Source organism: Paenibacillus sp. XY044, assembly GCF_002257645.1.
In the GTDB taxonomy this organism is placed as follows: domain Bacteria; phylum Bacillota; class Bacilli; order Paenibacillales; family Paenibacillaceae; genus Paenibacillus_AQ.
Map to the genome: position 1 here is coordinate 741,013 of NZ_NQMO01000003.1, position 23,291 is coordinate 764,303.

Consider the following 23,291-nt stretch of genomic DNA (forward strand, 5'->3'; position numbering starts at 1 on the left):
GGAATTCGGCGGCAGATCCGTCAGATTAAGGAAGAGGAGGATCAACATGAGTAAAATGATGCATTTGGGGCTCTTCGTCACTGCGGCCGGCCACCATGCGGGCGGCTGGCGCCATCCGGATGCGGCTGTCAGCGATCCGCTGGATCCCGATTATTATCAATCGATCGCACAAAAGGCGGAGCGTGCCAAGCTGGATATGCTGTTCATCGCCGATAAACTGGCCATTGACGATAATTACGGAAGCAGCTTCGAGATGACGGTCACACACCGTCCGTCCTTATCCGCAGAGCCCCTGACGCTATTAGCGGCACTAAGCGCGGTGACGGACAAGATCGGGCTAGCGGCCACCGCCTCCACGACATACAATGAGCCCTTTCACATCGCGCGCAAGTTTGCGACGCTGGATCATTTGAGCAAAGGCCGCGCGGCGTGGAATGTCGTCACTTCAACCAGCGATGCTGAAGCGCGCAACTTCAGCAAGTTGGAGCACCTCGATCATCATGCCCGTTATGATCGGGCTTCGGAGTTTCTCGAGGTCGTCCGATCGCTCTGGGACAGTTGGGAAGACGATGCGCTGCTCAGCGACAAGGAGAAAGGCATTTTTGCCGACAAGGATAAGGTTCATTATGTGCATCATCAAGGAGAATGGTTCAACGTCCGGGGCCCCTTGAACGTACAGCGGCCTCCCCAAGGCCATCCCGTGCTGATTCAGGCCGGTTCGTCCGGCCCGTTCCGGGATTTGGCCGCCAAGTATGCGGAGGTGATATTTACGGCCCAGCCGAATTTCGAGTCCGCAAGCAGCTTTTATGATGATTTTAAAGGAAGGCTGCAAGCGCTGGGGCGCTCTCGCGACGACGTCAAAATTTTGCCCGGGACGATGCTTATTGTAGGCCATACGGAGAGGGAAGCACAAGAAAAGGAGCGCTATCTGGAGTCGCTCATCCATACGAATACGGGACTCGCGTTTATGTCGGGTAGTATGAATTACGATTTATCCAAGCATCCGTTGGATGAGCCTTTTCCCGACATTGAACATGCCATTCGGGGGAGCCGGGGACGATTCCAATTCGTTTTCCGCAAAGCTCGGGAAGAAGGCTTAACGCTGGAGCAAGTGGCTCGATGGTATATCGCGAGCCGGTCGCATCATATCGTGACGGGGACTCCGGAAACGATCGCCGACCGGTTGGAGCAGTGGTTCCGTGGCGGCGCATGCGACGGATTTAATCTGATGGCGCCTTATATGACAGACGGCCTGGACGATATACTCGAACGGGTCGTTCCCGAACTGCAAAACCGCGGTTTGTTCCGCGGGGATTATAGCGGTGTGACGCTTCGCGATCATTTCGGTTTGAAGCAGCCCGTCAACCGGTTTGCTCAAACTGCAATGCGCTAGCAGATAAATATGGACCTAGGAGGAATGAAAGATGGCGATTGATTTTATTACCATGCTGCCGACAAGCGGGGATCGTACTCTAATCGGCAAGTTGTCTGCGGATCCAAGCCGAGTAGATCCATGGAGAAATATTTCGGACCGTGAGCCATCTCTAGCCAATCTGATCTCGATTGTGCAAGCCGCCGAGAAAGGGGGCTTCGATGCGACCCTGCTCCCGACCGGCAATGTCTGCCTTGATTCGCTCGTGACGGCTTCGGCGCTGGTTAGCCACACGGAGAAGATCAAGTTTCTGTTTGCGGCCAGACCGGGATTTACGGCACCCGCCATATTCGCCAGGCAGATCGGGACGTTGGATTATTTATCCGGTGGGCGGGCGCTGATCAATGTCGTAACAGGTAAATCGCCGGCCGAACTGGCGGCTGACGGCGACTTCGTGCCGCATGACGCGAGGTATGACCGAACAGCCGAATTTATCCATGTGCTCAAACGCTTGTTTACCGAGGATCATTTCGATCATGAAGGCGATTATTACAAGCTTCGCGATGCTTCGTTATTTTACAAATCGGTGCAAAAGCCCAGACCGCTCATTTACTTCGGCGGCGCTTCGGAGGCGGGCAAGCGGGCTGCCGTCAAGGAAGCGGATGTCTATATGCTGTGGGCGGAATCACTTGATCTGACGCGCGAGCGGATCGAAGAGGTAAAAGCGCTGGCGGCTCTTGAGAACCGTGTGCTGGATTATAGCATTTCGTTCCAGGTGATTCTGGGCGATACCGAAGAGGAAGCTTGGCGGAGGGCTGATGAGATCATTCGTCACGTCGATCCGGCTGTCATCGCCAGAAAAGAAACCGAAGTGACGATCAAGGACGAGTCGATTGGAGACCGGCGGCTGCAGAAGCTGATGAATGATTCCCGCGCGAACGATTTCCGGATCGGGCCGAACGTATGGGCCGGTCTGACGCAAGTAATGGGCGGTAATTCCATCGCCTTGGTGGGGACTCCCGATCAAGTAGCCGACCGGATTCTGGATTACGCGGATCTCGGCTTCACTAAAGTGCTGCTTCGCGGTCTGCCTTTCCTCGAAACCATCACGGCCATCGGGCGTGACGTCATTCCGAGAGTACGCGAAAAAGAAAAGGCGCGTCAGCGGGACTCCGATTCCCAATCGGCATAAAGCCGGCGGATCCGCCATCCGACGCATTTCATACGAAGGATGTGAAACCTGTGGGAGTTGCGTTTGTTTCGCTGCAGGAAGCGATGAAATGGATTCATGATGGGGTTACCCTCGCAATAAGCGGACATATGGACATGTCACCGATGGCGCTCATTCGCGAGTTAATCCGTTCGCAAAAGCGAGACCTGTCGATCGTATGCGCAGGAGCTGCCGCCATAAACGCGGATCTGCTCATCGGATCGGACGTTGCCCAATCGATCGAATTCTCACAGATCACACTGGGAGAATACGGCTTTGCCCTCAACTTTCGCAGACGGCTCGAGCAGGGGAACATCTCGGTACGGGAGCATGCTTGCCCTTCGTTAGCGGCCGCACTGCAAGCCGGCGCGGCGGGGATTCCGTTCATTCCCGTCCGCGGGCTGATAGGTACGGGATATATGGACATTCGGAGCGATTTCAAGGTAATAACGAACCCGTTTCAATTGGAGGAGTCGATCGCCGTTGTCCCCGCGATTCGACCGGATGTCGCCATTTTCCATGCATTCCAGGCGGATACGCATGGCAATGTAGCCGCCTATCCAGGACACAATAACCGCCTGTTAGCCCAGGCGTCGCGCCACGTGATCGTCTCGGTAGAGGAGATCGTTACGCCCGAGGAGCTAAGCCGGCATCCCGGAACGATCATTCCTTCCGTTTATATTACAGCCGTCGTTCATGCACCTCAAGGGGCTTATCCTACCGGCTGTCCAGGTCACTATGGAATCGACGGCGATCACATTCGAGCCTATGTCGAAGCCTCTCGTTCGGAGCCGGCGTTTCGGGAATATATCGATCGAATCATCGGCTCCGACGATGCTTGCGGTACCCGGTCAAGCGAACCTACGTGTCAGCTCCGGGCTTCCGCTCATCGTACGGGGAATGAAGCGGCAGAGAGGATTGGAATCAAGGAAAGCAGGTGTGCACGATCATGAGCTTGGACGGTTCCTACTCGGAAGAAGAATGGTTAATCTGCCTGCTGGCCCGCCAGCTGCGCGATCATGAAGTGATTGCGGTTGGCAACAACTCGCCTATCCCTGCGGCCGCCTCCTTGCTGGCGCGGGCTCTCCACGCCAGGCATGCGGAGGTATATATTTTGGGGCAGCCGGATTGGCCGTTCGAAGGAACGAAGGAATTTTTCGACTGGATGCAGCAGGGTGCCGTCGATGTGTTTTTCTTAAGCGGCGCGCAAATCGATCGCAGCGGCAACATCAATCTGCATGTGATCGGGGACTATGAGGCGCCGAAAGTGAGGCTGCCTGGCGGCGCGGGCTCCGCCGTTGTCTATTTCATGTGCAAACGCATTTTATTGTTTAAAACCGACCATACACGCAAAGGATTTCCGGAGATGCTGGATTTCGTGACGTCGGTCGCGAACTCCGGTCCTGATGTGTTCCGGAGAGGACGGCTGGAAGGCGTATTCACGCCGCTAGGAATATTGGTGCCTCGAGAAGAAGATCGCGTGCTTCGGTTGACGGCCGTTGCTCCAGGGATTACCGCCTCCGAAATTCAAGCGCGAACCGGATTTGATCTAGGGATCGAACGGGACGATTATCCCGAACTCGAATCGCCGACCTCGCTTGAGCTGAGGACGCTGAGACGCGTCGTGGCCAAAGAGCTGCAGCCGATTTACCCGGAGTTTGCGAAGCAATGGAATCATTATGCCTGATTCGGATTGGATCCATTATAGGAAAAGAAAGCGAGGAGACCGATGAGCGACTACACGTTTGACCAACTGGACCGGGATATTCACCGCGTGCTGGAGCAGCATACAGAGCATCGCGGGATTATAGAGGGAGTTAGGCCACTGCTTCAGAGGCTGCTGTCCAATGAGCATTTAATCCCCGAAACTTACCGAGCTCCGCTAGCTGACAAATATGCTCAATATTTGCTCTATAAGCCTGAAGATGAAGCCTTCAGCGTGATTGCTTTTATCTGGGGACCGGGGCAGGTTGCGCCAGTTCACGATCATCTTGTATGGGGATTGGTCGGCCTTTACCGGGGTTCGATCGTCGAGAAGCGTTATCGCAGGGAAGATCACGGCGAGACTTCGCAGCCGAGGTATTCGCTCCGCGAGGTGGCCGAAGTAACGGCGCATGCGGGGGACATCTCTTTCGTGTACCCACCGGATTACGATATCCACGGAGTGGCGAACCCTTTTGATGAACTTGCGATTACGGTCCATATTTACGGTACGGATATCGGCAAGCAGGAGCGCCATATCCATGACGTAGCAACAGGAAGTTACCGGGATGTGGTGACGCGCCACGATAATGCCTCACCCATCTACACTTAACGATAACAAGATTCAGCAAACGAAAAGAGGGGGCAAAAAGCTAAATGCCGAAAAGCCAACAAGGGCCTCTGGCCGGTTTGAAGATACTGGAGTTTGGGCAGATCGCCGCAGGTCCTTTTGCAGGAATGCTGTTCGCCGATCTCGGTGCCGATGTAGTCAAAGTGGAGAGGCCGGATGTTGGAGACGGGATGCGGGAATGGCCGCCGTTCTTCTCTAACGAAGCGGGGGAGCCGTTCAGCTCCAATTTCAGCTCGCTCAACCGGAATAAAAGGAGCATTGCGGTTGATTTTAAATCACCCGAGCAGTTAGCAAGGCTGCATGAGCTGTGCGCCAAAGCGGACGTCATCGTCGAAAACTACAGACCCGGCGTGCTGGCTAAGTTCGGCCTAAGCTACGAGGCACTCTCGGCAGCCAATCCGAAGCTGGTATATTGCTCGATTTCGGGCTACGGGCAGACCGGAGCTTACTCGCAGAAAGGGGCGTTCGATGTAACCATTCAGGCCATCAGCGGCTTAATGAGCGTGACGGGCGAGGAGCACGGTGAACCAGTCAAATGCGGAGTTCCTGTCGCAGACTTTGCCGCAGGGCTGTACGGAGCTTTCACCGTAGCCGCTGCCATTCTCCAGGTGGAGCGGACGGGGCAAGGGGCCTACGTCGACTGCTCCATGCTGGGTAGTGTGCTGGGCATATCCGCTCTGCAAACCAGCGAATATTACGGCAACCTGACGGCTCCGAAAAGGCTCGGAAGCGCGCATCCGCGCAATGCTCCATACCAGGGCTATCAAGGAAGCGACAAACCTTTCGTTATTGCCGCCGGCAACGATAAGTTGTGGAGGGAAGTATGCGCCGCGGTGGATCGGCCGGAGCTTGCGGACGACCCAAGGTTCGCCAACCAAACTTTGCGGGCCCGCAACCAGAAAGAACTCGCCGGATTGCTTCAAGCGTCGTTCAGCTTGCAAACCGCTGCCTATTGGCTGAAGGAGTTTGATCTTAGGGGCGTGCCGTGCGCTCCGATCAACACCTACGAAGATATACTGCAGGATCGGGTCATTGCCGAATCCGGGCTCATTCACGAGCTAGCGCTGCCCAACGATACGAGCACTAAAACCGTCGGCTTTCCTGTTAAGCTGACCGGATATGAATTTCAAATTTACCGGAAGCCTCCGCTCAAAGGAGAGCATACTGACGAACTTTTCCGGGAATGGGGGAGTAAGGGATGAGTAACGATATCAATACGAAGTTATCGATTCAAGACTACCTGGCAACAACAGAACTTATTCAGCGGAGCGTCGCAGGATTAACGACGAATCAATTGGAGTGGAAGCCGTCCCCGGACCAATGGAGCGTGAAAGAGGTTGTCGCGCATTTGGTAGATTCCAGTCTTGTTCATTCTGTGCGCATTCGTAAAATCATCGCGGAGAGCGAGCAACCGCTTCTGTTATATAATCAGGATGCGTGGGTATCCTCCTCCAGGGCGAACCAAGGTTCCTTGTCCGACATCCTGACCGCATTCGATGGGCTGCTTACTTATAACGCTTTATTTTACGGTAGGATATCCGAAGCGGATTGGAGCAAGACCGGCCCGAATCAAGGCCAAACCATTTCGGTGTCGGAGCTCTTTGAAGGATTTATTCGGCATGTGCGCACCCACATCGCTCAAATTGAGCGGATACGGGCACAGATCCCTCTTACAGCAGCCCCATAAGCAGCGTGAAGAGTTTCAAGAAGCTTACGTCGATTGATAACGATGCGATAACAGAACCGATATGCAAAAAACTGACTTTAGAGCGGACCGCCGGGTCATTTGTGCTATACCAGGTAAAAAAACGTTCGTTTGAAAAAGTCGCAGAGTACCGGCGGTTATGCCGATGCTCTGCGGCTTTTCTGCGTGTCTTAATTCATTTGTTTGCCTCGTCGGCCGAGGGACCGTAAAGGCCCGGCACCGGAACGTCGAGAAGCCGCAAATAAACGCCGAGCTGCGCCCGGTGGTGGACCATGTGGCTTAGTCCGAAAGTGCGAAGCGCGATGGCCCGCGGTTGGCGCAGGATGATATGGTCACCGTTTCGCAAGGTCCATTCTTCGCCAAGCATTTTCTCATCGCATTCGGCTAACAGCTTTTCCAGCTTAACGATGTTGGCGTCGAATTCTTTCAGGATGTCTTCGCGACTCGCCAACGGTTCCCGCCGAATCGGCACGGTCGAAAGATCGAGTTCCGGGTAAAGAAAAATCGCAACTTGCCAGTTCAGCAGGTTGATCAGATGCGTGGCCAGTCCGCCGAGGGCCATCGATTTCACGTGCGGCTTCCACGTCATATGCTCGTCAGGCAATCGCTCCAGGACGCGCCGCGTTGTGGTCAGTTCCTGCAAGGCATCTCCGACGATGAGTTGTTTCGTCATAAATTCACACCCCTCCCTTATAAGGCAAGCATACAATAAACCCGGTCGAGTGGAAAGGCTATTTCAATGAACAAAAAGCAATTATGGAAACTGGTTTTCTTTGGATTTTTAACATGGTTGATACCGCTTGCTTTCTCTTTCCTTTTTTACAATAAAGAAGGGCACCTCAGCATTGATTATACGTTATTCAAGACCTTATTAATCATTGCCAGAGCGGTGGTGGGAACACCCTTATTGGCTTTGTATTTAGACAGAGTACGATCAGATTATATTCGGCAAGGCGTCTTGCTCGGGGCATTATGGTTTTTGATGAACATAGGCTTGGATGCGCTTGTGCTGCTGCCATGGATGAAGATATCGTTCCTTGATTATTTGGGTCAAATCGGCTTAAGGTATCTCTCCATGCCAATGATGAGTATTGCGGTAGGCTGGTTGTTGACTAGAAGAGAGGATGTATACTCTCGGGATTAATAGGGATGCCCAGGTTGATCGGGGGCGTGCTGCAGTAAAGAAGGTTTTTTCTTCAAATCTGGGATCAACCAGATGCACTGTGCCAGCAAAATCAAGATGATGACGTAATCCCATGTGGAAGTGCCGCGGCCTTCATTCCCCAGAAACTGCATCAGGTTATGTATGAAATGAAACAGGATTAATGGGATGATGTTTCCGTTCTTGACCATCAGTAGAGCCAGAGCGGCGCCTGTTAGGAGGGCATATGCAAGCTGCATGATCGTATCGGCGGTGCTCTGTCCGGAGAGCATGTTCAGCACATGGGTGACCGAGAACAGGATGCTGGAAGTGATGACGGCTGCCATAATGCCCTTGCTTCTGAGGAGAATTTGCAGGATTAGTCCGCGATATATCGTCTCTTCGACAAAAGCAACCAGCAGCGTAAAGAAGATGAAGAACAGCAGATCCTGAAGCGTGAAACCCTTGAAGCCGTTGAAGGCGACCACGATAAGCACGGCAAGTTGGGGAATGTAGTAGATCCAGCTGCGCTTTGGAATAGTGAGTAGAGAGCGGAAGCCATAGTGGCTCCACTTTCTCTTCATGGTGATATAAATGATGAGCACGATCGAGATCGGGATGAATGAGAGCAGAACGGGTGTCGTGTAGCTTAACTCATTGAGGGTGGCATATGCCCCTGCTATGAAGACTGCGATCAGAAGCAGTAGCTCGATAAGAATCACACTGAGGACAGGACGTTTTTGCGAAAACGAGATTCGTTCAAGGCTTGAATTGGTTGATGTTATCATGGCAGTTCAGCTCCCTTTTTAATGTTGTCTACGAATTGTTTCTCCATGTTAAAAAAAAGCATTCCGTACGAGAGGGCAGACACGCGGTAATAGTAGTTTTGAGGATTCGGAATTTCAGCCAGTTCGCCGGCTACAATCTGCTCAACAGCCTGAAGACGGCCGATCTCCCGATTCAATTTAAATTCATACTCCTCCAGAAGGGCAGTCCGGGTGTCTTCATCCAGATAATCAAAGAAAAAGATTTTTAACAGAAATTCATTGCGGCTCATCTCGAGTGGTCCAGCCAGCCAAACCATAAAATTCTCCTTGCCCTCCGGCATCAGGGAATATATTTTCTTCTTCTTACTGTTTCCGGGTTCTTCGGTCATGGACACCCACTGTTTCTCCGTCAGACGCTTGAGAGCGGGATAAAGGCTCCCGTAACTGGCTTTATAAAAAATGCCGACGGAATGATCGATCGTTTTCTTCATGTCATAGCCGCTCATGTCTCCTTCCATCAGCAGCCCTAAGATGATGTATTCAAGCAACGCGCTCACCTCATTTATATATCGATTTGATATATCTATTTGATACATAATATACGAGTTCAGTGATGAGAAGTCAATACATATTTAAGAAATTTTTGGAAAATGGGAAAGGGGAAAGCAAATAGGGAAGCATTGTAAGGTAAGCAGTGCGCAGAAGCAAACAAAATCCATCTATAGGATGGCTCTAGTGCACTAAATACGACGAATTTTGACGTATTTAGAACTTATCATGGATAGTAGATCAACGAAAGGAGATATCAATACATGAAACCTTTACATGGGAAAGTGGCTTTGGTAGCAGGAGCAACACGCGGTGCGGGAAGAGGAATAGCTGTCGAATTAGGAGCAGCAGGGGCCACCGTATATGTCACAGGAAGAACGACACGGCAGCAACGATCCGAATATAACCGTCCTGAAACGATTGAGGAAACAGCAGAACGGGTAAGTGCTGCGGGAGGGCAAGGAATTGCGGTTCAAGTCGATCATCTCCAACCCGAACAGGTTCAGGCTCTTATTTCACGTATTGAGAAAGAACAGGGGAGATTGGATATTCTGGTCAATGATGTATGGGGCGCTGAAAATTTGGCAGACTGGAATGTGCCGGTATGGGATCACTCCCTTGAACGAGGATTTCGTATGCTGCGCCTTGGAATCGACTCGCATATCATAACGAGCCACTTTGCACTGCAATTGCTGATCAAAAATAAAAATGGACTCGTCATAGAGATGACGGACGGTACGGCAGAGTACAATGATAAAAATTACCGTTTATCCTTGTTCTATGATTTGGTCAAGAACTCAGTCATTCGTATGGCTCGGTCTCTGGCGCATGAACTCGCACCTTATCAGTGTACTGCGGTGGCCATGACGCCGGGTTGGATGCGCTCTGAAATTATGCTTGATCATTTCGGTGTGAAGGAAGAAAACTGGCGTGATGCCACCGAAAAGGAACCCCATTTCATCATATCGGAATCTCCGCATTATGTAGGCCGTGCGGTTGCAGCATTAGCTGGAGATCCGGAAGTTGCCCGTTGGAACGGTCACTCCGTATCAAGCGGTGAGCTCGCAAAGGTCTACGGTTTCACGGATCTTGACGGATCGCAGCCAGACTGCTGGCGGTATCTTGTTGAAGTCCAGGAGGCAGGCAAACCCGCAGATGCCTCTGGATATCGCTAGTTTCTACAAGTGACAAGAAGAAACAAGCTTAAAGAGCCGCATAACTGCGGCTCTTTGTGCGTTTAACGGTATCAGTTCATTTCAGTAACCCGAAAGCAAATCTTGGCTCTGCAGCAATATTTGCGTTTGGAGTTAAAAATGCATTCACTAGACACCTTTCGGTGTCATAACTAAACGTACATTAGAGATCTTAGTTCGAGAAACAAGAGTAGCCTAGACATATCATCATAAGCAAATTTTGCGATGCCCAAGATTCCCTAATTTATGTTAATTTAAAATCCGAAAAAGTCCAAAAAAACGGGTTGACAGGAAGGCTTGTCATCTTGTAATCTGTACCTGTAATCGTTTACGTAATCGATTACATAGTCATAAAGCTCAGGTTTCGAGGTGAAAGATGTTTGTCTAAAGCAACGATTAAACAAGTGGCAGCAGCAGCTGAAGTATCAACGGCGACCGTTTCCCGGGTCCTAAATGAAAGCGATTACGTCAGCGAAGAAATCAGGGAACGGGTTATGGCTGCAGTCAATCGGCTCAATTATCGACCAAGCGCGATTGCTAGAAGCCTGAAGCAGGATAAGACATTCATAATCGGCGTCATTATTCCCGATATTTCTAATCCTTATTTCATGGGAATATCCAGAGGTGTCGAGGATGTTGTGGGACCCGAAGGATTCCAGCTGATGTTCTGCAGTTCTGATGAGAATCCGGAGAAGGAGAAACGTCTGCTGAAGCTTCTGCAGGAGAAGCGGGTGGATGCGATCGTGCTCGCCACTTCCGGCGGGAATGATCTGATGATTAAGCAGCTGGCTGAATCCAGACTGCCGATTGTCCTCGTGGACCGGAAGCTGGATTCGGATGAAGCGGGACGGAATCTGGACCTGGTAGCGGAAGATAACACGGAAGGTGCTCTACGTCTGACGACCCGGCTGCTGCAGGACGGTCATGTGAGAATCGGGGTCGTTAATGGGCCGACAAGATCCAGCACCGGGCGGGAACGGTACATGGGCGTCTTGAAGGCGATGAAAGAGTACGGATTGAAATCAGAACCCATCGTGTACAACGGTGATTTTTCGACCGAAGACGGAGTCCGTGCCGTAAGGAAGTTCATATGTGCCGAAAAGCCGCCGACAGCGATCATTTCCCTGAACAACCAGATGAGTCTGGGTGTGCTGCTGGAAATCGTCCGCAGCGGGCTGAGAATCCCGGGGGATATGGCGGTGGCATCCTTTGGGGAAGTGGAGGCTGGCCCTCTATTAAAGGAATCGGGTCTTTATTATATCGACCAGCATCCCTACGATATGGGAGTAAAGGCGGGAGAAATTCTGCTTCGCCGGATTCGTAATGAGGAAGCGGAGCCTATACCGGCTTATGAAATCTTCAGTAATGAGGTCAACCAGCTTTCTTGAAAATGTGATCGAGCGATAATGAAAAAAGGAGAGGCTGCAAAAGTGAAGAGCAATGACGCACAAATCTGCAATCGATTGCAGAGTGATATGCCCAGGATTGGAATTCGTCCGATCGTGGATGGGCGCAGGGGCGGAATCCGCGAATCATTAGAGGAAGTAACGATGGATATGGCACGCCGGACAGCAGCCTTTTTGTCGAATCAATTAAGACATAGCAACGGACTACCCGTGGAATGCGTGATCGCGGATACCTGTATTGGCGGGGTCGCTGAAGCCGCCCGTACCGAAGAGAAGTTTGCCAGGGAGAATGTTGGATTGACGATTTCCGTCACGCCTTCCTGGTGTTATCCGTTGGAGACGCTGGATACACACCCTACCCGGCCGAAAGCCATCTGGGGATTTAATGGAACGGAACGTCCGGGGGCGGTATATCTTGCCGCTGCTCTCGGTGCGCATAATCAGAAAGGTCTTCCCGCATTCTCCATCTACAGCCGGGACGTCCAGGATATCGGCGATACGGAGATTACCCCGGATGTGCAGGAGAAGCTGCTTCAGTTTGCAAGATCCGGCCTTGCCGTTGCTGCAATGAAGGGCAAATCGTATTTATCCATGGGCACGGTGTCGATGGGCATCGCAGGCTGCATTGTGGACGAAACCTTCTTCCAGAAGTATCTGGGCATGCGAAATGAATATGTGGACATGACGGAATTCGTCCGCCGGATGGAACTGGGCATTTGCCGGGAGTTGATAGGAACCCGGAGCATCTGAAGCGCACGGATGAACAGAAGAAACAAGATTGGGAGACGGTAGCGAAAATGGCGCTGATCGCACGCGACCTAATGGTCGGAAATCCCAAGCTCGCAGAGATGGGTTACGGCGAGGAAGCGCTGGGGCACCATGCCATTGCTGCAGGTTTCCAAGGCCAGCGGGCGTGGACCGATTATTTCCCGACAGGAGATTTCATGGAGGCCATTCTGAATTCATCCTTTGATTGGAACGGAATTCGTGAGCCTTATATCCTAGCTACCGAAAATGACAACCTGAACGGCGTTACGATGCTGCTTGGCCACCTGCTGACGAATGCCGCACAAGTGTTTGCCGATGTCCGTACGTACTGGAGTCCTGAGGCAGCTAAGCGGGTAACGGGGCGGGAGCTTGAAGGCAGAGCAGCGAATGGTGTGATCCACTTAATCAATTCCGGCCCTGCCGCGCTGGATGGCACGGGAAGACAGACCAAAGACGGGTCACCTGCAATGAAGCCGTTTTGGGAGATTTCCCAGGAGGAAGCGCAGGCTTGTCTTGATGCCGTCAAGTGGTGCCCGGCCATTGATTTTTTCCGCGGTGGCGGTTACTCCACGGATTTCACGACACGGGAAGGAATGCCGGTGACGATCGCCAGAATCAACCAGGTGGAGGGAGTCGGACCCGTGCTGCATTTGGCGGAAGGATACACGGTTGAACTGCCTGATGAGGTCCATGATGTGCTGGATCAGCGGAGCGATCCGACATGGCCGACTACATGGTTTGTGCCGAATCTGACGGGCGAAGGGCTGTTTAGGGATGTATATTCGGTCATGAGCAACTGGGGCTCCAATCATGCTGCCATGAGCTATGGGCATGTCGGCGGCGATTTGATTACACTGGCTTCGATGCTGCGGATTCCGGTATGCATGCATAATGTATCGGATGAACGGGTATTCAGGCCGACCGCCTGGACGGCATTCGGAGGACTGGAACCGGTTGGAGCAGATTACCGGGCTTGTACCGCATACGGTCCGTTATATAAATAGGAGGCGGTCAAATGAAGCGGCGATATGCGATTGGTATCGATTACGGCACCGAATCTGGAAGAATCCTGCTTGTAGATCTGTCTACGGGCAAAGAGGTGGCCACCCATGTTACGTCTTATCCACACGGTGTCATTAACGAAGAATTGCCGGAAACAAGAGAGAAGCTCGGGCATGATTGGGCGCTGCAGCATCCGGGAGACTACATAGACGTATTGCGGCAATCGATTCCGGAGGTACTCTCGCAATCGGGGGTGCAGCCCGAGCAGGTGATCGGCCTCGGCATCGATTTTACAGCCTGTACGATGATGCCGCTCGATAGCGAGGGGACGCCTTTATGCTTGCTTGCAGAATGGAAGGATAATCCCCACAGCTGGGTGAAGCTCTGGAAGCATCATGCCGCACAGGATGAGGCCAACCGGATCAACGAAGCGGCTGCGCAGAGGAAGGAGAAGTTCCTTCCGCGTTATGGCGGCAAGCTCTCCTCGGAGTGGATGCTGGCCAAGGCATGGCAGATTCTGAATGAAGCGCCGGATGTATATGAACATACGGATTTATTGATGGAGGCTGCGGATTGGGTCGTCATGCAGATGACGGGGGAGCTGGTGCGGAACAGCTGCACCGCGGGCTACAAGGCCGTATGGCATAAGCGAGACGGCTTCCCGTCGCGGGATTTTCTGAGATCGCTTGATCCGGGCCTGGAGCAGCTCGCGGACACCAAGCTGAGAGGCCCGATCAAGCCGCTGGGCACAAGAGCCGGAGGGCTGACTGATGAAATGGCCTCCTTGACAGGGCTTCTTCCCGGTACGGCAGTCGCCGTCGGCAATATCGACGCCCACGCGATGGTGCCTGCCGTCAGCGTCGTCACGCCAGGGAAGCTGGTTCTGACCATGGGCACGTCAACCTGTCACCTGATTCTAAGCGACAATGAAGTTCATGCCGAAGGCATTGCCGGCGTTGTGGAGGACGGAATCATCCCTGGTTATTATGGTTATGAAGCCGGGCAATCCGCTGTAGGAGACATCTTCGCCTGGTATGTGAATGAAGCGGCACCGAGTGATGTGAAGCGCCAGGCTTCTGAAGCGGACATGGGCATCCATGAATGGCTGGAGCGCGAGGCCGCCAAGCTGAGTCCGGGCGCAAGCGGACTACTGGCCCTCGATTGGTGGAACGGCAGCCGGTCCGTATTAATGGATGCCGACCTTAGCGGAGTGATCATTGGGTTGACGCTTCAGACGAGGCCGGAGGAAATTTACAGAGCGCTGCTCGAAGCGACTGCCTATGGAACCCGGGCGATCATCGATGCTTTTACCCAGGGTGGCGTTGAAGTCAACGAACTGTACGCTTGCGGAGGACTGCCGCAGCGCAACCGGCTGCTGATGCAGATCTACGCCGACGTGACCGGAAAGGAGATCAAGATTGCCGACACGACCCAGACCGCGGCCTTCGGGGCGGCCATGTTCGGAGCTGTGGCGGCGGGCACGGAGAAGGGCGGCTTCGGCAGCATTGTGGAAGCAGCGGAAAAAATAGCGCGTGTTCGTGAGGAAACGTTCAAGCCGATTGAGGCGAATGTTCGTATCTACGACAGGCTGTACAGTGATTATAAAGAACTGCATGATTACTTCGGAAGGGGCGGCAGCGATGTAATGAAACGATTGAAGGCCATGAAAACAAACCACTCCCGCTGAAGTTTTCGCTAATATTTTTCATTAAACTGCAATCGATTCCACACATTGGATTGAAGAACATTTCGTACAATCCCGAGCAAAATGACTTGATAAGGAGTGCTTACCGATGGAGCTTCACAACCAATTATCTTCACTAAGTCTGACCAGGTCCGGAAAACGAATGCGGGAGTCCAGCTACGACCGCACAGGGGGCAATAAGGACTACTTCTCGATCCTTCCCGGAGACCACACCGAAATTTGCAAGCTGCAGGGAGCCGGGGCCATCACGCATATCTGGATGACGATGGCGAGCGATGTCCCGGTGGAGGAGGATTATCTTCCCCGCAAAATCGTCCTTCGCATGTATTGGGACGATGAGATTGAGCCGAGCGTGGAAGCGCCGATCGGGGATTTCTTCGGCATGGGACACGGGATTACCAAAAATTATACCTCGGCGGCATTGATGATGAGCCCGGAGGACGGTAAAGCCTTGAACTGCTTCTTCCGTATGCCGTATGCGGACGGTGCGAGAATCACCATCGAAAGCGAAGCTGCTTCTCCGATTAAATTTTACTTCTACATCGATTACGAGCAATACGACCGGCTGCCGGATGAAGAACTGAGATTTCACGCCCAGTGGCACCGGGAGAACCCGACCGGCGGGATCGCCGAGGACGGGGTCGACAACGCCTTTTTCGAATTCGGGGGCAAGAACACGACCGGTGACGGGAATTACGTCATACTGGATGCGGTCGGCAGAGGGCATTATATCGGCTGCAACTTCAATGTTCACAATCTGCGGGATACCCGGGAGTGGAACTGGTATGGAGAAGGCGACGACATGATCTTCATTGACGGGGAGCCTTGGCCGCCGACCTTGCACGGAACAGGCATGGAGGATTATTTTAATACAGCTTGGTGCCCGCAGCAGGAGGTCTGCACGCCTTATCATGGCATCACTCTTGGCGGAGGACCGAACTGGAGCGGGAAAATATCAACCTACCGCTATCATATTCTGGACCCCATCATGTTCGACAAAAGCATCAAGGTGACGATCGAACATGGCCATAACAACCATCGCAGCGATGACGTTTCATCTACGGCCTATTGGTATCAGGCGGAGCCTCATCGTCCGTTCCCCGATCTGCCAAAGGTGGAGCAGCGTTTGCCGCTGCCGGATACCAAGCCTTTTGATCAGAACAGTCTGGGCCGCATTTTCGGGCATTCCAATCCGTAATCCACATGGAAGAGGAGGAAGCGCATTTTGAAATGGAAAGCCGCTTTGCTTGCTTCATGTTTCATCCTGCTCGTGTCAGGCTGCATGGGCGGAGGCGGAAGCAAGGTTAATCCAATGCTGGAGACGAAAGGCAAGAGCTTCCTTCTGAAAGGAGTCACCGGGCTCGAACGGGTTTCCCAAATTACAGGAGCGCAGTCGCCAAACCACACCGACCGTTATACCGTCTACGGTACAGATCTTGGATCGATGATGAATGATGGAGACCGGACGTACTTTGTGTTCGGCGACACGTTTGGTGAACGGCCTGAGGGCCAGACCGGAGGAGGGGGCAGCTACTGGCGGTCCAACACGATCGGGTACACAACCGACAGCAATCCGGCGGACGGCATTACGCTGGATGGCATGATTACAGATGACATCGGCACGGCCAAGGAGCTGCTCCCTTCCAAAAAGATAGATTTTGATGAAATGACCAAAATTCCGACCCACGGCGTTGCCGCAGGCGGGGCGTTGTATCTATACTACATGTCGGTCAACCACTGGGGAGATCCGGGCAAATGGGATGCTAATTACAGCAGTGCGGCCAAATCGGTTGACGGTGGAGAGAACTGGACGCTGCTGGACGGGTTGAAATGGCCTGGAGACAGCCATTTTATACAAGTAAGCCCGTATAAGGTGAAGTCGTCTGACGGCGGGACCGAGATCTATTTCTGGTGTATTCCTTCGGGACGCTACGGGGGAGTTAAGCTCATGAAAGTGAACGAAGAGCATATCGAGAACATGGCAGAGTACCAGTATTACGCCGGCAATGACAAACAAGGTAACCCCGTATGGAGTTCTGACATGAACGCAGCCAAGACCGTAGTGGACGATACTACAGGCGAGCTATCGGTGGTATGGAATCCTTATCTGGAGCGATGGCTGATGACGTATCTGAAGGAAGGCACGGGTGTGGTTATCCGCGAGGGTCTCACGCCTTGGGGACCCTGGGGAGAAGCGCTCGACCTGGTAAAAGCGGAGGAGTATCCCGGTTTGTACGCCCCTTATATGAATGACCGTTATACAGCGGACGGGGGCAAGACGATCTACTTTACCTTATCCTTGTGGGATCCTTATAATGTTTTCTGGTTCAAGGCGTCGCTGGAAAAATGAAAACGGATACATGCAAAGCTGTGACCTCGGTTTAAACGTGATATGCGTTTAAATAGCATGATCATTAAAAAGGGAGGCATCACCTATGCAGAAAAATCGTGTTAGGTTCAAATCCTGGAATGTCCTGTTCTCCGCTCTACTGATTTTGGCGCTGTTCGTAACGGGATGCGGGGGTTCAGGCAGTACCGGAAGCAGCGGCTCCACTGCGAATTCCAAAAATGAAAGCGCAACCAAGGATGAAAGCGGAGGAGACGCGGCCAAACCCGGAGAGAAGGTTACGATTGAATTTTGGGCCCAGAAATTCGAAGAAACGACGGATGCCTGGTTTAAAAAATGGGTTGCCGAATTTAACAAATCCCAAAGTGATGTTGAAGTTAAGCTGACGATTGTGCCGGGAGACGCATGGGATCAGAAGATGAAGGCGGCCCAGGCCGCAGGTAAAGCACCTGATGTGCGTACGATCAACTACGGCAACGTGGCTAATGCAGCCAAGACGGGACAGATCCACGCGCTTAACGATCTGATGGACGCCAAGGCGTTCGACGACCTGTACGACAACATGAAGGACTTCGTATCCGTGAACGGAAAGTATTATGCCTATCCCAAGCTAGTAGAGCCGTCGGCCGTCTTATTTTATCGCAAGGATATGTTCAAGGAGGCGGGACTCGATCCGGAAAAAGCGCCAACCACATGGGATGAACTGCTGGACGCGGCTCAGAAGCTAACGAAAAAAGGCGTGTTCGGTCTCTCCATTGCCCAGACGGCTGCGGATTTGGGCTGGTCGAGCTGGGGACTGCAGTATAATGCGGCCGGCCATCTTGCCGTGACGGATGATTGGTCTAAAGCGGATGTGAACAACGATGCTTATAAATCCCTGCTCCATTTCTATCAGAAGGCTTACCAATCCGGTGTGATGCCGAAGCAGGCATTGGCTGGGTACACTGACATCAAGCCTTTCGGGGAAGGCAAAATCGCCATGCAAATCTGCGGATCCTGGGCGATTGGTCAACTGCGTAATACGTACAAGGATATCCTCGATAAAGTCGGAGTAGCGCCAATGGCATCCATCGACGGGGATCAGACCAAACCGACCGCAACGCTGGGCGGTTGGTCACTCGCGATAGACGGCAAATCCAAGTACCCTCAGCAGGCTGCCGATTTCATTTCGTATTTGGTCGCGGGTGATCCCAACATCATGATCGACTTTTTCAAGACTTCCCAGTTCTCCAAGTTCTCTCCGCGCAAATCGGTGGATGAAGCCATGAAATCCGATCCGGAAGCCTCCCAAGACGCTTGGCGCGCCTTGATTTCCGAAAAGGTCATCCCATATTCACAAGCTGAGCCTGTGTATCCTTGGGACATCAGCTTCGCGCTTGCAACCGCGATTGAATCGGCAATGAAGGGAACAGCCGTGGATAAAGCGCTGGAGAAAGCGGATAAGGACATTAACGATTTCATTACGAAATCCAAGCTTGCAGGCACAAATCCGAAAGAATAATGTCAGGAGCCATCCGGGAAGCCACACGAGGTCATCCCGGATGGCTGCCTTATCCGAAAGCGTAGGGTGGTGATATACATGTTAAAGAAAAATTTCCGGCAGGATAACGCAGTCGCCTATCTGCTGCTGGCCCCGATTGTCATTTTGCTGACGGTATTCGTTATTATTCCATTCGTGTACGCGCTGAGAGTCAGCTTCTATAACTGGAGCTTTTATCAGGAATCCACCTTTGTGGGCTTCCAGAACTTCTACATGGTCCTGACGGATGACCTGTTCCTTGAATCGATTGGGGTCGGTCTGAAGTTTGCGTTCATGGTCGTTCCGGCGATGCTGATCATTTCCTTTCTGTTTGCGAACATCATTAAAAATATGGGTTCCGGGTTTGCCAGCTTTGTGAAGACGTCCGTGTATATTCCCACCATCATTTCCGGCATTGTCGCTTCCGTTATCTTCGTGTTTATTTTTGATTATGCCGGCGGTTTGGCGAACTATATCATCGGCCTTTTCGGTTATGAACCGAAAGCCTGGCTTGCGGAAGTCGCAAGCGCGCTCCCTAGCATCGCGGCTCCTGCCGTGTGGCTGGGCTTTGGCCTTACGACCCTGATCATGCTTGCCGGCCTGCATGACATTCCCAAGAGCTATTATGAAGCAGCGGAGCTTGAAGGCGCGGGCACATTCGTAAAAATGTGGTACATCACCATCCCGCTGATGCGCAATGTGGTTCTATATCTGCTGGTTACCGGCTTCACGGCGCAAATCTCGCAGTTTGAGCTGTCCTTGGTGATGACGGGCGGAGGTCCGCTCAGTGCAACGACAACGCCTAACCTCTACATCCTGAACCACTTCCGAAACGACGTCATGGTCGGCAACTCGATCGCGGCATCGCTGCTGTTGTTTGTTGTGCTCGGCAGCATTTCGGCAATTATTTTCAGGGTTCTGAATTCTGAGAAAGCGATCGATGGTTAAAGAAGGCAGGGAGGATACTCATGAAAACGATGAATTGGGCTCAAAAGACGGTGCTCACGCTGATTACCTGCTTGATCACCGTGATGGCGTTGTTTCCGCTGCTCTGGGTCATTATTGCCGGGTTTAAAGAGAAAGCGGAGGTTCTTGCCACGCCGTTTCGGTTTTTTCCGAAGAAATGGATGGTTCAGAATTACACGGATATATTGGGCGATCCGGCATTCCTGAAGTCGATGGCGGTCACCTTCGGTGGGGCCGTGTTGTTTGCCGTACTTAGCCTGGTCGTGAACAGCCTGGCAGCTTATGTGTTTGCAAGACTCGAATTCCGCTTGAAGGGGTTCCTGTGGGTGTACGTCATCATAACGATGTTCATTCCCGGTATGGCCATTTTGCTGACTTCCTTTATCGTGGTCAATAAAATGGGCATGCTCGATACCCTGGCCGTGCTCGTTCTGCCCGGCGTTGCTTCGGCCGGCCACATGTTCTTTGTACGCCAGTTTTACTTGAATATCCCCCTCGCCCTGGAGGAAGCGGCTCTGATCGACGGAGCCGGGCGGATCCGGATTTTTACGCATATCTTCATCCCGATGTCGTTTCCGGTGTTTGTCATCGTGGGAATCGGCTCCTACCTGGCTTACTGGAACTCCTTCGTATGGCCGACGATGACGGTTACCAATCCCGATCTGTTCCAAATCATGCAGTACTTGTACACTTTCCGGTCCGAGAGGTCAACCGAGATGGGCATGCTGATGGCTGGTTCGGCATTATCCTGCCTGCCGACGATTATTTTGTTCCTGTTTTTCCAAAAGCACATTATTTCGGGCATTAAAATTTCCGGTTTGAAATAAAGACCCCATAAGTGGAGGATGATGGTCATGATTGTACTGGAGAACAGCCGGGTCCGGCTCGAATGGAGTGAAGCGGACGGAACGATCCGCCGTTTGCGCGACGTAAGCAAAGATATCGACTTTATCGCACCTTCATCCGCCGCCACTCCGTTCCGGCTGGAGAAGGATGCCGGTTTCAGCGGCGTGTTCGAACGATTCGAATGGAGCATGGAGCCGAGCGGCGGCGGCAATCAGGTGCTGCAATTAAGCTGGCATACGCCAGAGGGGGTCATCGTAAGTGCCATCGTATCGCTTCATGGCGAAGATGATTTCATTGAGTTCAGCTGCTCCGCGGTCAACGGCTCCGGGGAGAGACTGCTCAGCCTGGAATATCCGGTCATTCCGGATATGACAGCCATCACGGCGGACGGTGAACAGGATTTTGTCGCTCACCCGTTTGCCACGGGGTTCGAAGTGCAGAACCCGATGAGACATTTTGAAATGGGAGGAACCGGTTTCCGGTTCATGCCGTACCCGGAGAGCTTCTCCGGAGCAGCGATGCAATTTTTTACGTATTACGGCAAGAACAGAAGCGGGCTGTACTTTGCGGCCGTGGATGGCGAAGGTCATCCGAAATGGCTTAATTTCTACAAGAACGAAAGCGGCCTGCTGGAAGCCTCGTTTATCCACGGCTGTGAGGACATAGGGGCGGGCAAAGGAATCGATCCGGGCTACACCCTCCAGGTGGCCCTCCTAGAGGGAAGCGGCTGGTACGAAGCCGCAGATCGGTACAAGCGCTGGGCCGTTTGCCAGAAATGGTGCGCTCGCGGCAAGCTGTCAGACCGGGCCAGGAAAGACGGAAGCGGCTGGCTGCATGAGGAGATGGGCGCGGCAACCTTCGGCATCAATGCCGGCTCTGATAGAACACCCTGGCTGCAGGCTTATCACGACCACATCGGAACACCGATGTTCCATATTCTCGGACCGGACTGGACGAACGCCCCGCAGACCTTCTACAAGGGCGTTCCCGGCGGATTCGACGACTGGTTTCCGACCCGGTTTAACGGGGACAATATCGCTCTGATGAAAGAGCATGGCGATAAATTTGCCCCCTTCGAGTTTGATTATTTGTACCATTTCGAAGGAGCGGACGGCCCGCTCGGAAAGGAGGCAGCCCAGAAATTCCCCGAAGAGAAAAAAAGCATCGACAAGTACCGTTTTCCGTTTCTGTGTCCGGCGCATCCCTACACCCATGATTTTCACGTCAGGCGAGATGAAGCTCTGCAGCAATGCGATCAGGTCGACTCGATTTATTACGATATATCCGCGAACAATATTTTGAAAATTTGCATGGACGATACCCATGGCCACCCGGTGGGCGCCGGCAAGGCGATCGAAGACGCTTACCGGCGAAACTACGCCGACACGAAAGCCGCCATGATCGAGGCTGCAGGCCGGTATGTACCGATGGGAACCGAGATGATGAACGAGACGATGCTGGATTTGATCGACTATTACCAGGCACGTGCCGGGGGACAGCCTGCGGCTCCGCTGGAAGGATGGCCTATCCGTGAATTGCTGAAAACAGGAGAAGCCGTCCTTATCCCGATGTTTACCTATGTATACCATGAATACGGCGCGTTGCGGCTGGACGGTTGGGGGAAGCTGACGGAGGAAATCGGCTCGCTCTACTATTTTACGGTAGCGCGGACCTATCTGTGGGGCGGGTTATATGAGTTGAACTATGAATACAGTCCGATGGAATCGCTTGGGGGAGCGGAGAATGCTCCCGAGGAGCACTACTATCCATTTGAGCCGAGAGGCTACGCATTTTCGGATAAAAGGGCAGCATACCTGTCGCTGTATGCCAAGCTGCGAACCGGGGCCGCCAATAAGTATTGGGCTTACGGGCGGATGCTTCAGCCGTTCCCGTTTGAATGTTCTGAGGTACGCATGGATTGGTTCCATTACAATCACGGCAAGGATTCCGCGGAATATAACAATTCGGGCGAGCTGCTCACCAATTCGATCGTTCATTCGGCTTGGGATTACGGCGGGGAAAGCGTCGGTTTATTCTTCGCGAATGTGAAGGAAGAGGAGCAGTCGATTCATATCCGGCTCAAGCCGAATGACTACGGGAAAACTGCTTGCGCCGGACGGCTGTTCATGCAGGGGAAAGAGGAAGAGCCCTTCCATTGTTCCTTTACAGGAGACGGTGAGACGGAGCTTCGTATCCCTTCACATAGCGTCATCCTGCTGGAGTTATCATAGCTTCATTTCAACGTGTTGTTCATCACCTGATATCACCAATATTTCAAAGGATGGTGCCAGTTATGTTAAGAAACAAAATTGCAGCTGGTATTCCAGCGAGGCTTATTTTGGCGCAAGGCAGCTGAACGGAGGGCAAATACTGAATGAGACCCAGTTCCAGAGCCTGACCGATTATACGAAATTTAACCGTCTCGTTTAATTCGGGAAACAACCATAGTGTGTGGAGATTTAT

General features: G+C 52.6%; 20 protein-coding genes and 1 pseudogene. 18 read left to right on the plus strand and 3 right to left on the minus strand.

The features are described 5' to 3' along the window. Positions 1 to 46: 46 nt before the first annotated feature. Genes CJP46_RS17020 through CJP46_RS17050 form a run of 7 tightly spaced genes read left to right on the plus strand, consistent with a single transcriptional unit; the run spans position 47 to position 6,601 of the window. Positions 47 to 1,393, plus strand: coding sequence for an LLM class flavin-dependent oxidoreductase (locus CJP46_RS17020; RefSeq protein ID WP_256992390.1), 1,347 nt, complete (start codon positions 47 to 49; stop codon positions 1,391 to 1,393). 31 nt (positions 1,394 to 1,424) lie between these two features. After that, complete coding sequence (locus tag CJP46_RS17025; protein WP_094596766.1) at positions 1,425 to 2,564, plus strand: LLM class flavin-dependent oxidoreductase; 1,140 nt, start codon at positions 1,425 to 1,427, stop codon at positions 2,562 to 2,564. 50 nt (positions 2,565 to 2,614) lie between these two features. After that, the gene (locus CJP46_RS17030) at positions 2,615 to 3,535 is read left to right on the plus strand and encodes a CoA transferase subunit A (RefSeq protein WP_094596767.1); all 921 of its coding nucleotides are present in this window, start codon (positions 2,615 to 2,617) and stop codon (positions 3,533 to 3,535) included. Further along, entirely contained in the window at positions 3,532 to 4,269 is a 738-nt protein-coding gene (locus CJP46_RS17035) for a CoA-transferase (protein WP_094596768.1), read from the plus strand. Before CJP46_RS17030 ends, CJP46_RS17035 begins: the two co-directional genes overlap by 4 nt. Positions 4,270 to 4,311: 42 nt before the next feature. Next, positions 4,312 to 4,896 (plus strand): cysteine dioxygenase family protein, encoded by a 585-nt coding sequence (locus CJP46_RS17040; RefSeq protein ID WP_094596769.1) that lies wholly within the window; start codon positions 4,312 to 4,314, stop codon positions 4,894 to 4,896. Positions 4,897 to 4,940: 44 nt separating this feature from the next. Next, the gene (locus CJP46_RS17045) at positions 4,941 to 6,116 is read left to right on the plus strand and encodes a CaiB/BaiF CoA transferase family protein (RefSeq protein ID WP_094596770.1); all 1,176 of its coding nucleotides are present in this window, start codon (positions 4,941 to 4,943) and stop codon (positions 6,114 to 6,116) included. Continuing rightward, entirely contained in the window at positions 6,113 to 6,601 is a 489-nt protein-coding gene (locus tag CJP46_RS17050) for a DinB family protein (protein ID WP_094596771.1), read from the plus strand. The genes CJP46_RS17045 and CJP46_RS17050 overlap by 4 nt, the downstream gene beginning before the upstream one ends. A gap of 193 nt (positions 6,602 to 6,794) precedes the next feature. On the opposite strand, the gene CJP46_RS17055 is transcribed toward CJP46_RS17050, so the two are convergent. Next, entirely contained in the window at positions 6,795 to 7,292 is a 498-nt protein-coding gene (locus tag CJP46_RS17055; protein WP_094596772.1) for a DinB family protein, read from the minus strand. A 66-nt stretch (positions 7,293 to 7,358) separates the two neighbouring features. Between CJP46_RS17055 and CJP46_RS17060 the strand changes: the two genes are divergently transcribed. Continuing rightward, the gene (locus CJP46_RS17060) at positions 7,359 to 7,763 is read left to right on the plus strand and encodes a hypothetical protein (RefSeq protein WP_094596773.1); all 405 of its coding nucleotides are present in this window, start codon (positions 7,359 to 7,361) and stop codon (positions 7,761 to 7,763) included. Here CJP46_RS17060 and CJP46_RS17065 read toward each other — a convergent pair. After that, positions 7,760 to 8,548, minus strand: coding sequence for a CPBP family intramembrane glutamic endopeptidase (locus tag CJP46_RS17065; protein WP_094596774.1), 789 nt, complete (start codon positions 8,546 to 8,548; stop codon positions 7,760 to 7,762). The two genes, CJP46_RS17060 and CJP46_RS17065, sit on opposite strands and share 4 nt — an antisense overlap. Then, positions 8,545 to 9,075 (minus strand): PadR family transcriptional regulator, encoded by a 531-nt coding sequence (locus CJP46_RS17070; protein ID WP_094596775.1) that lies wholly within the window; start codon positions 9,073 to 9,075, stop codon positions 8,545 to 8,547. Before CJP46_RS17070 ends, CJP46_RS17065 begins: the two co-directional genes overlap by 4 nt. 264 nt (positions 9,076 to 9,339) lie before the next feature. Here CJP46_RS17070 and CJP46_RS17075 point away from each other — a divergent pair, with 264 nt between their 5' ends. The 10 genes and pseudogenes from CJP46_RS17075 to CJP46_RS17120 all read left to right on the plus strand — a co-directional run bounded on the left by CJP46_RS17075 (position 9,340) and on the right by CJP46_RS17120 (position 23,059). Further along, the gene (locus tag CJP46_RS17075; RefSeq protein ID WP_094596776.1) at positions 9,340 to 10,251 is read left to right on the plus strand and encodes an SDR family oxidoreductase; all 912 of its coding nucleotides are present in this window, start codon (positions 9,340 to 9,342) and stop codon (positions 10,249 to 10,251) included. Positions 10,252 to 10,649: 398 nt separating this feature from the next. Further along, positions 10,650 to 11,657, plus strand: a complete 1,008-nt coding sequence (locus tag CJP46_RS17080) for a LacI family DNA-binding transcriptional regulator (RefSeq protein ID WP_094596777.1) — start codon at positions 10,650 to 10,652, stop codon at positions 11,655 to 11,657. An 18-nt stretch (positions 11,658 to 11,675) separates the two neighbouring features. Then, positions 11,676 to 13,447, plus strand: a pseudogene (locus tag CJP46_RS17085) (L-fucose isomerase). Positions 13,448 to 13,458: 11 nt separating this feature from the next. Beyond that, entirely contained in the window at positions 13,459 to 15,132 is a 1,674-nt protein-coding gene (locus CJP46_RS17090; protein WP_094596778.1) for a ribulokinase, read from the plus strand. Between the two features lie 106 nt (positions 15,133 to 15,238). After that, entirely contained in the window at positions 15,239 to 16,348 is a 1,110-nt protein-coding gene (locus CJP46_RS17095; protein ID WP_094596779.1) for a glycoside hydrolase family 172 protein, read from the plus strand. Positions 16,349 to 16,375: 27 nt separating this feature from the next. Next, positions 16,376 to 17,500: a glycoside hydrolase family 183 protein gene (locus CJP46_RS17100; RefSeq protein WP_094596780.1), complete on the plus strand. Its 1,125-nt coding sequence runs from the start codon at positions 16,376 to 16,378 to the stop codon at positions 17,498 to 17,500. A gap of 85 nt (positions 17,501 to 17,585) precedes the next feature. Next, a complete protein-coding gene (locus CJP46_RS17105; RefSeq protein ID WP_094596781.1) occupies positions 17,586 to 18,998 on the plus strand; it encodes an ABC transporter substrate-binding protein in 1,413 nt (470 codons plus the stop codon). Between the two features lie 78 nt (positions 18,999 to 19,076). Continuing rightward, complete coding sequence (locus CJP46_RS17110) at positions 19,077 to 19,964, plus strand: carbohydrate ABC transporter permease (RefSeq protein ID WP_094596782.1); 888 nt, start codon at positions 19,077 to 19,079, stop codon at positions 19,962 to 19,964. Positions 19,965 to 19,984: 20 nt separating this feature from the next. Beyond that, positions 19,985 to 20,809: a carbohydrate ABC transporter permease gene (locus tag CJP46_RS17115; RefSeq protein WP_094596783.1), complete on the plus strand. Its 825-nt coding sequence runs from the start codon at positions 19,985 to 19,987 to the stop codon at positions 20,807 to 20,809. Between the two features lie 27 nt (positions 20,810 to 20,836). Next, positions 20,837 to 23,059 carry a DUF6259 domain-containing protein gene (locus tag CJP46_RS17120; RefSeq protein WP_094596784.1) on the plus strand — a complete coding sequence of 741 codons (2,223 nt, stop codon included), beginning with the start codon at positions 20,837 to 20,839 and terminating at the stop codon, positions 23,057 to 23,059. The last annotated feature ends 232 nt before the right edge of the window (positions 23,060 to 23,291 follow it).

What these genes read in the sequence shown, in the direction of transcription:
- CJP46_RS17055 (WP_094596772.1), bottom strand. Translation starts at nt 7,292, where the DNA reads ATGACGAAACAACTCATCGTCGGAGATGCCTTGCAGGAACTGACCACA.
- CJP46_RS17075 (WP_094596776.1), top strand. Translation starts at nt 9,340, where the DNA reads ATGAAACCTTTACATGGGAAAGTGGCTTTGGTAGCAGGAGCAACACGC.
- CJP46_RS17060 (WP_094596773.1), top strand. Translation starts at nt 7,359, where the DNA reads ATGAACAAAAAGCAATTATGGAAACTGGTTTTCTTTGGATTTTTAACA.
- CJP46_RS17115 (WP_094596783.1), top strand. Translation starts at nt 19,985, where the DNA reads ATGAAAACGATGAATTGGGCTCAAAAGACGGTGCTCACGCTGATTACC.
- CJP46_RS17110 (WP_094596782.1), top strand. Translation starts at nt 19,077, where the DNA reads ATGTTAAAGAAAAATTTCCGGCAGGATAACGCAGTCGCCTATCTGCTG.
- CJP46_RS17025 (WP_094596766.1), top strand. Translation starts at nt 1,425, where the DNA reads ATGGCGATTGATTTTATTACCATGCTGCCGACAAGCGGGGATCGTACT.
- CJP46_RS17095 (WP_094596779.1), top strand. Translation starts at nt 15,239, where the DNA reads ATGGAGCTTCACAACCAATTATCTTCACTAAGTCTGACCAGGTCCGGA.
- CJP46_RS17120 (WP_094596784.1), top strand. Translation starts at nt 20,837, where the DNA reads ATGATTGTACTGGAGAACAGCCGGGTCCGGCTCGAATGGAGTGAAGCG.
- CJP46_RS17045 (WP_094596770.1), top strand. Translation starts at nt 4,941, where the DNA reads ATGCCGAAAAGCCAACAAGGGCCTCTGGCCGGTTTGAAGATACTGGAG.
- CJP46_RS17035 (WP_094596768.1), top strand. Translation starts at nt 3,532, where the DNA reads ATGAGCTTGGACGGTTCCTACTCGGAAGAAGAATGGTTAATCTGCCTG.
- CJP46_RS17040 (WP_094596769.1), top strand. Translation starts at nt 4,312, where the DNA reads ATGAGCGACTACACGTTTGACCAACTGGACCGGGATATTCACCGCGTG.
- CJP46_RS17050 (WP_094596771.1), top strand. Translation starts at nt 6,113, where the DNA reads ATGAGTAACGATATCAATACGAAGTTATCGATTCAAGACTACCTGGCA.
- CJP46_RS17020 (WP_256992390.1), top strand. Translation starts at nt 47, where the DNA reads ATGAGTAAAATGATGCATTTGGGGCTCTTCGTCACTGCGGCCGGCCAC.
- CJP46_RS17105 (WP_094596781.1), top strand. Translation starts at nt 17,586, where the DNA reads ATGCAGAAAAATCGTGTTAGGTTCAAATCCTGGAATGTCCTGTTCTCC.
- CJP46_RS17065 (WP_094596774.1), bottom strand. Translation starts at nt 8,548, where the DNA reads ATGATAACATCAACCAATTCAAGCCTTGAACGAATCTCGTTTTCGCAA.
- CJP46_RS17090 (WP_094596778.1), top strand. Translation starts at nt 13,459, where the DNA reads ATGAAGCGGCGATATGCGATTGGTATCGATTACGGCACCGAATCTGGA.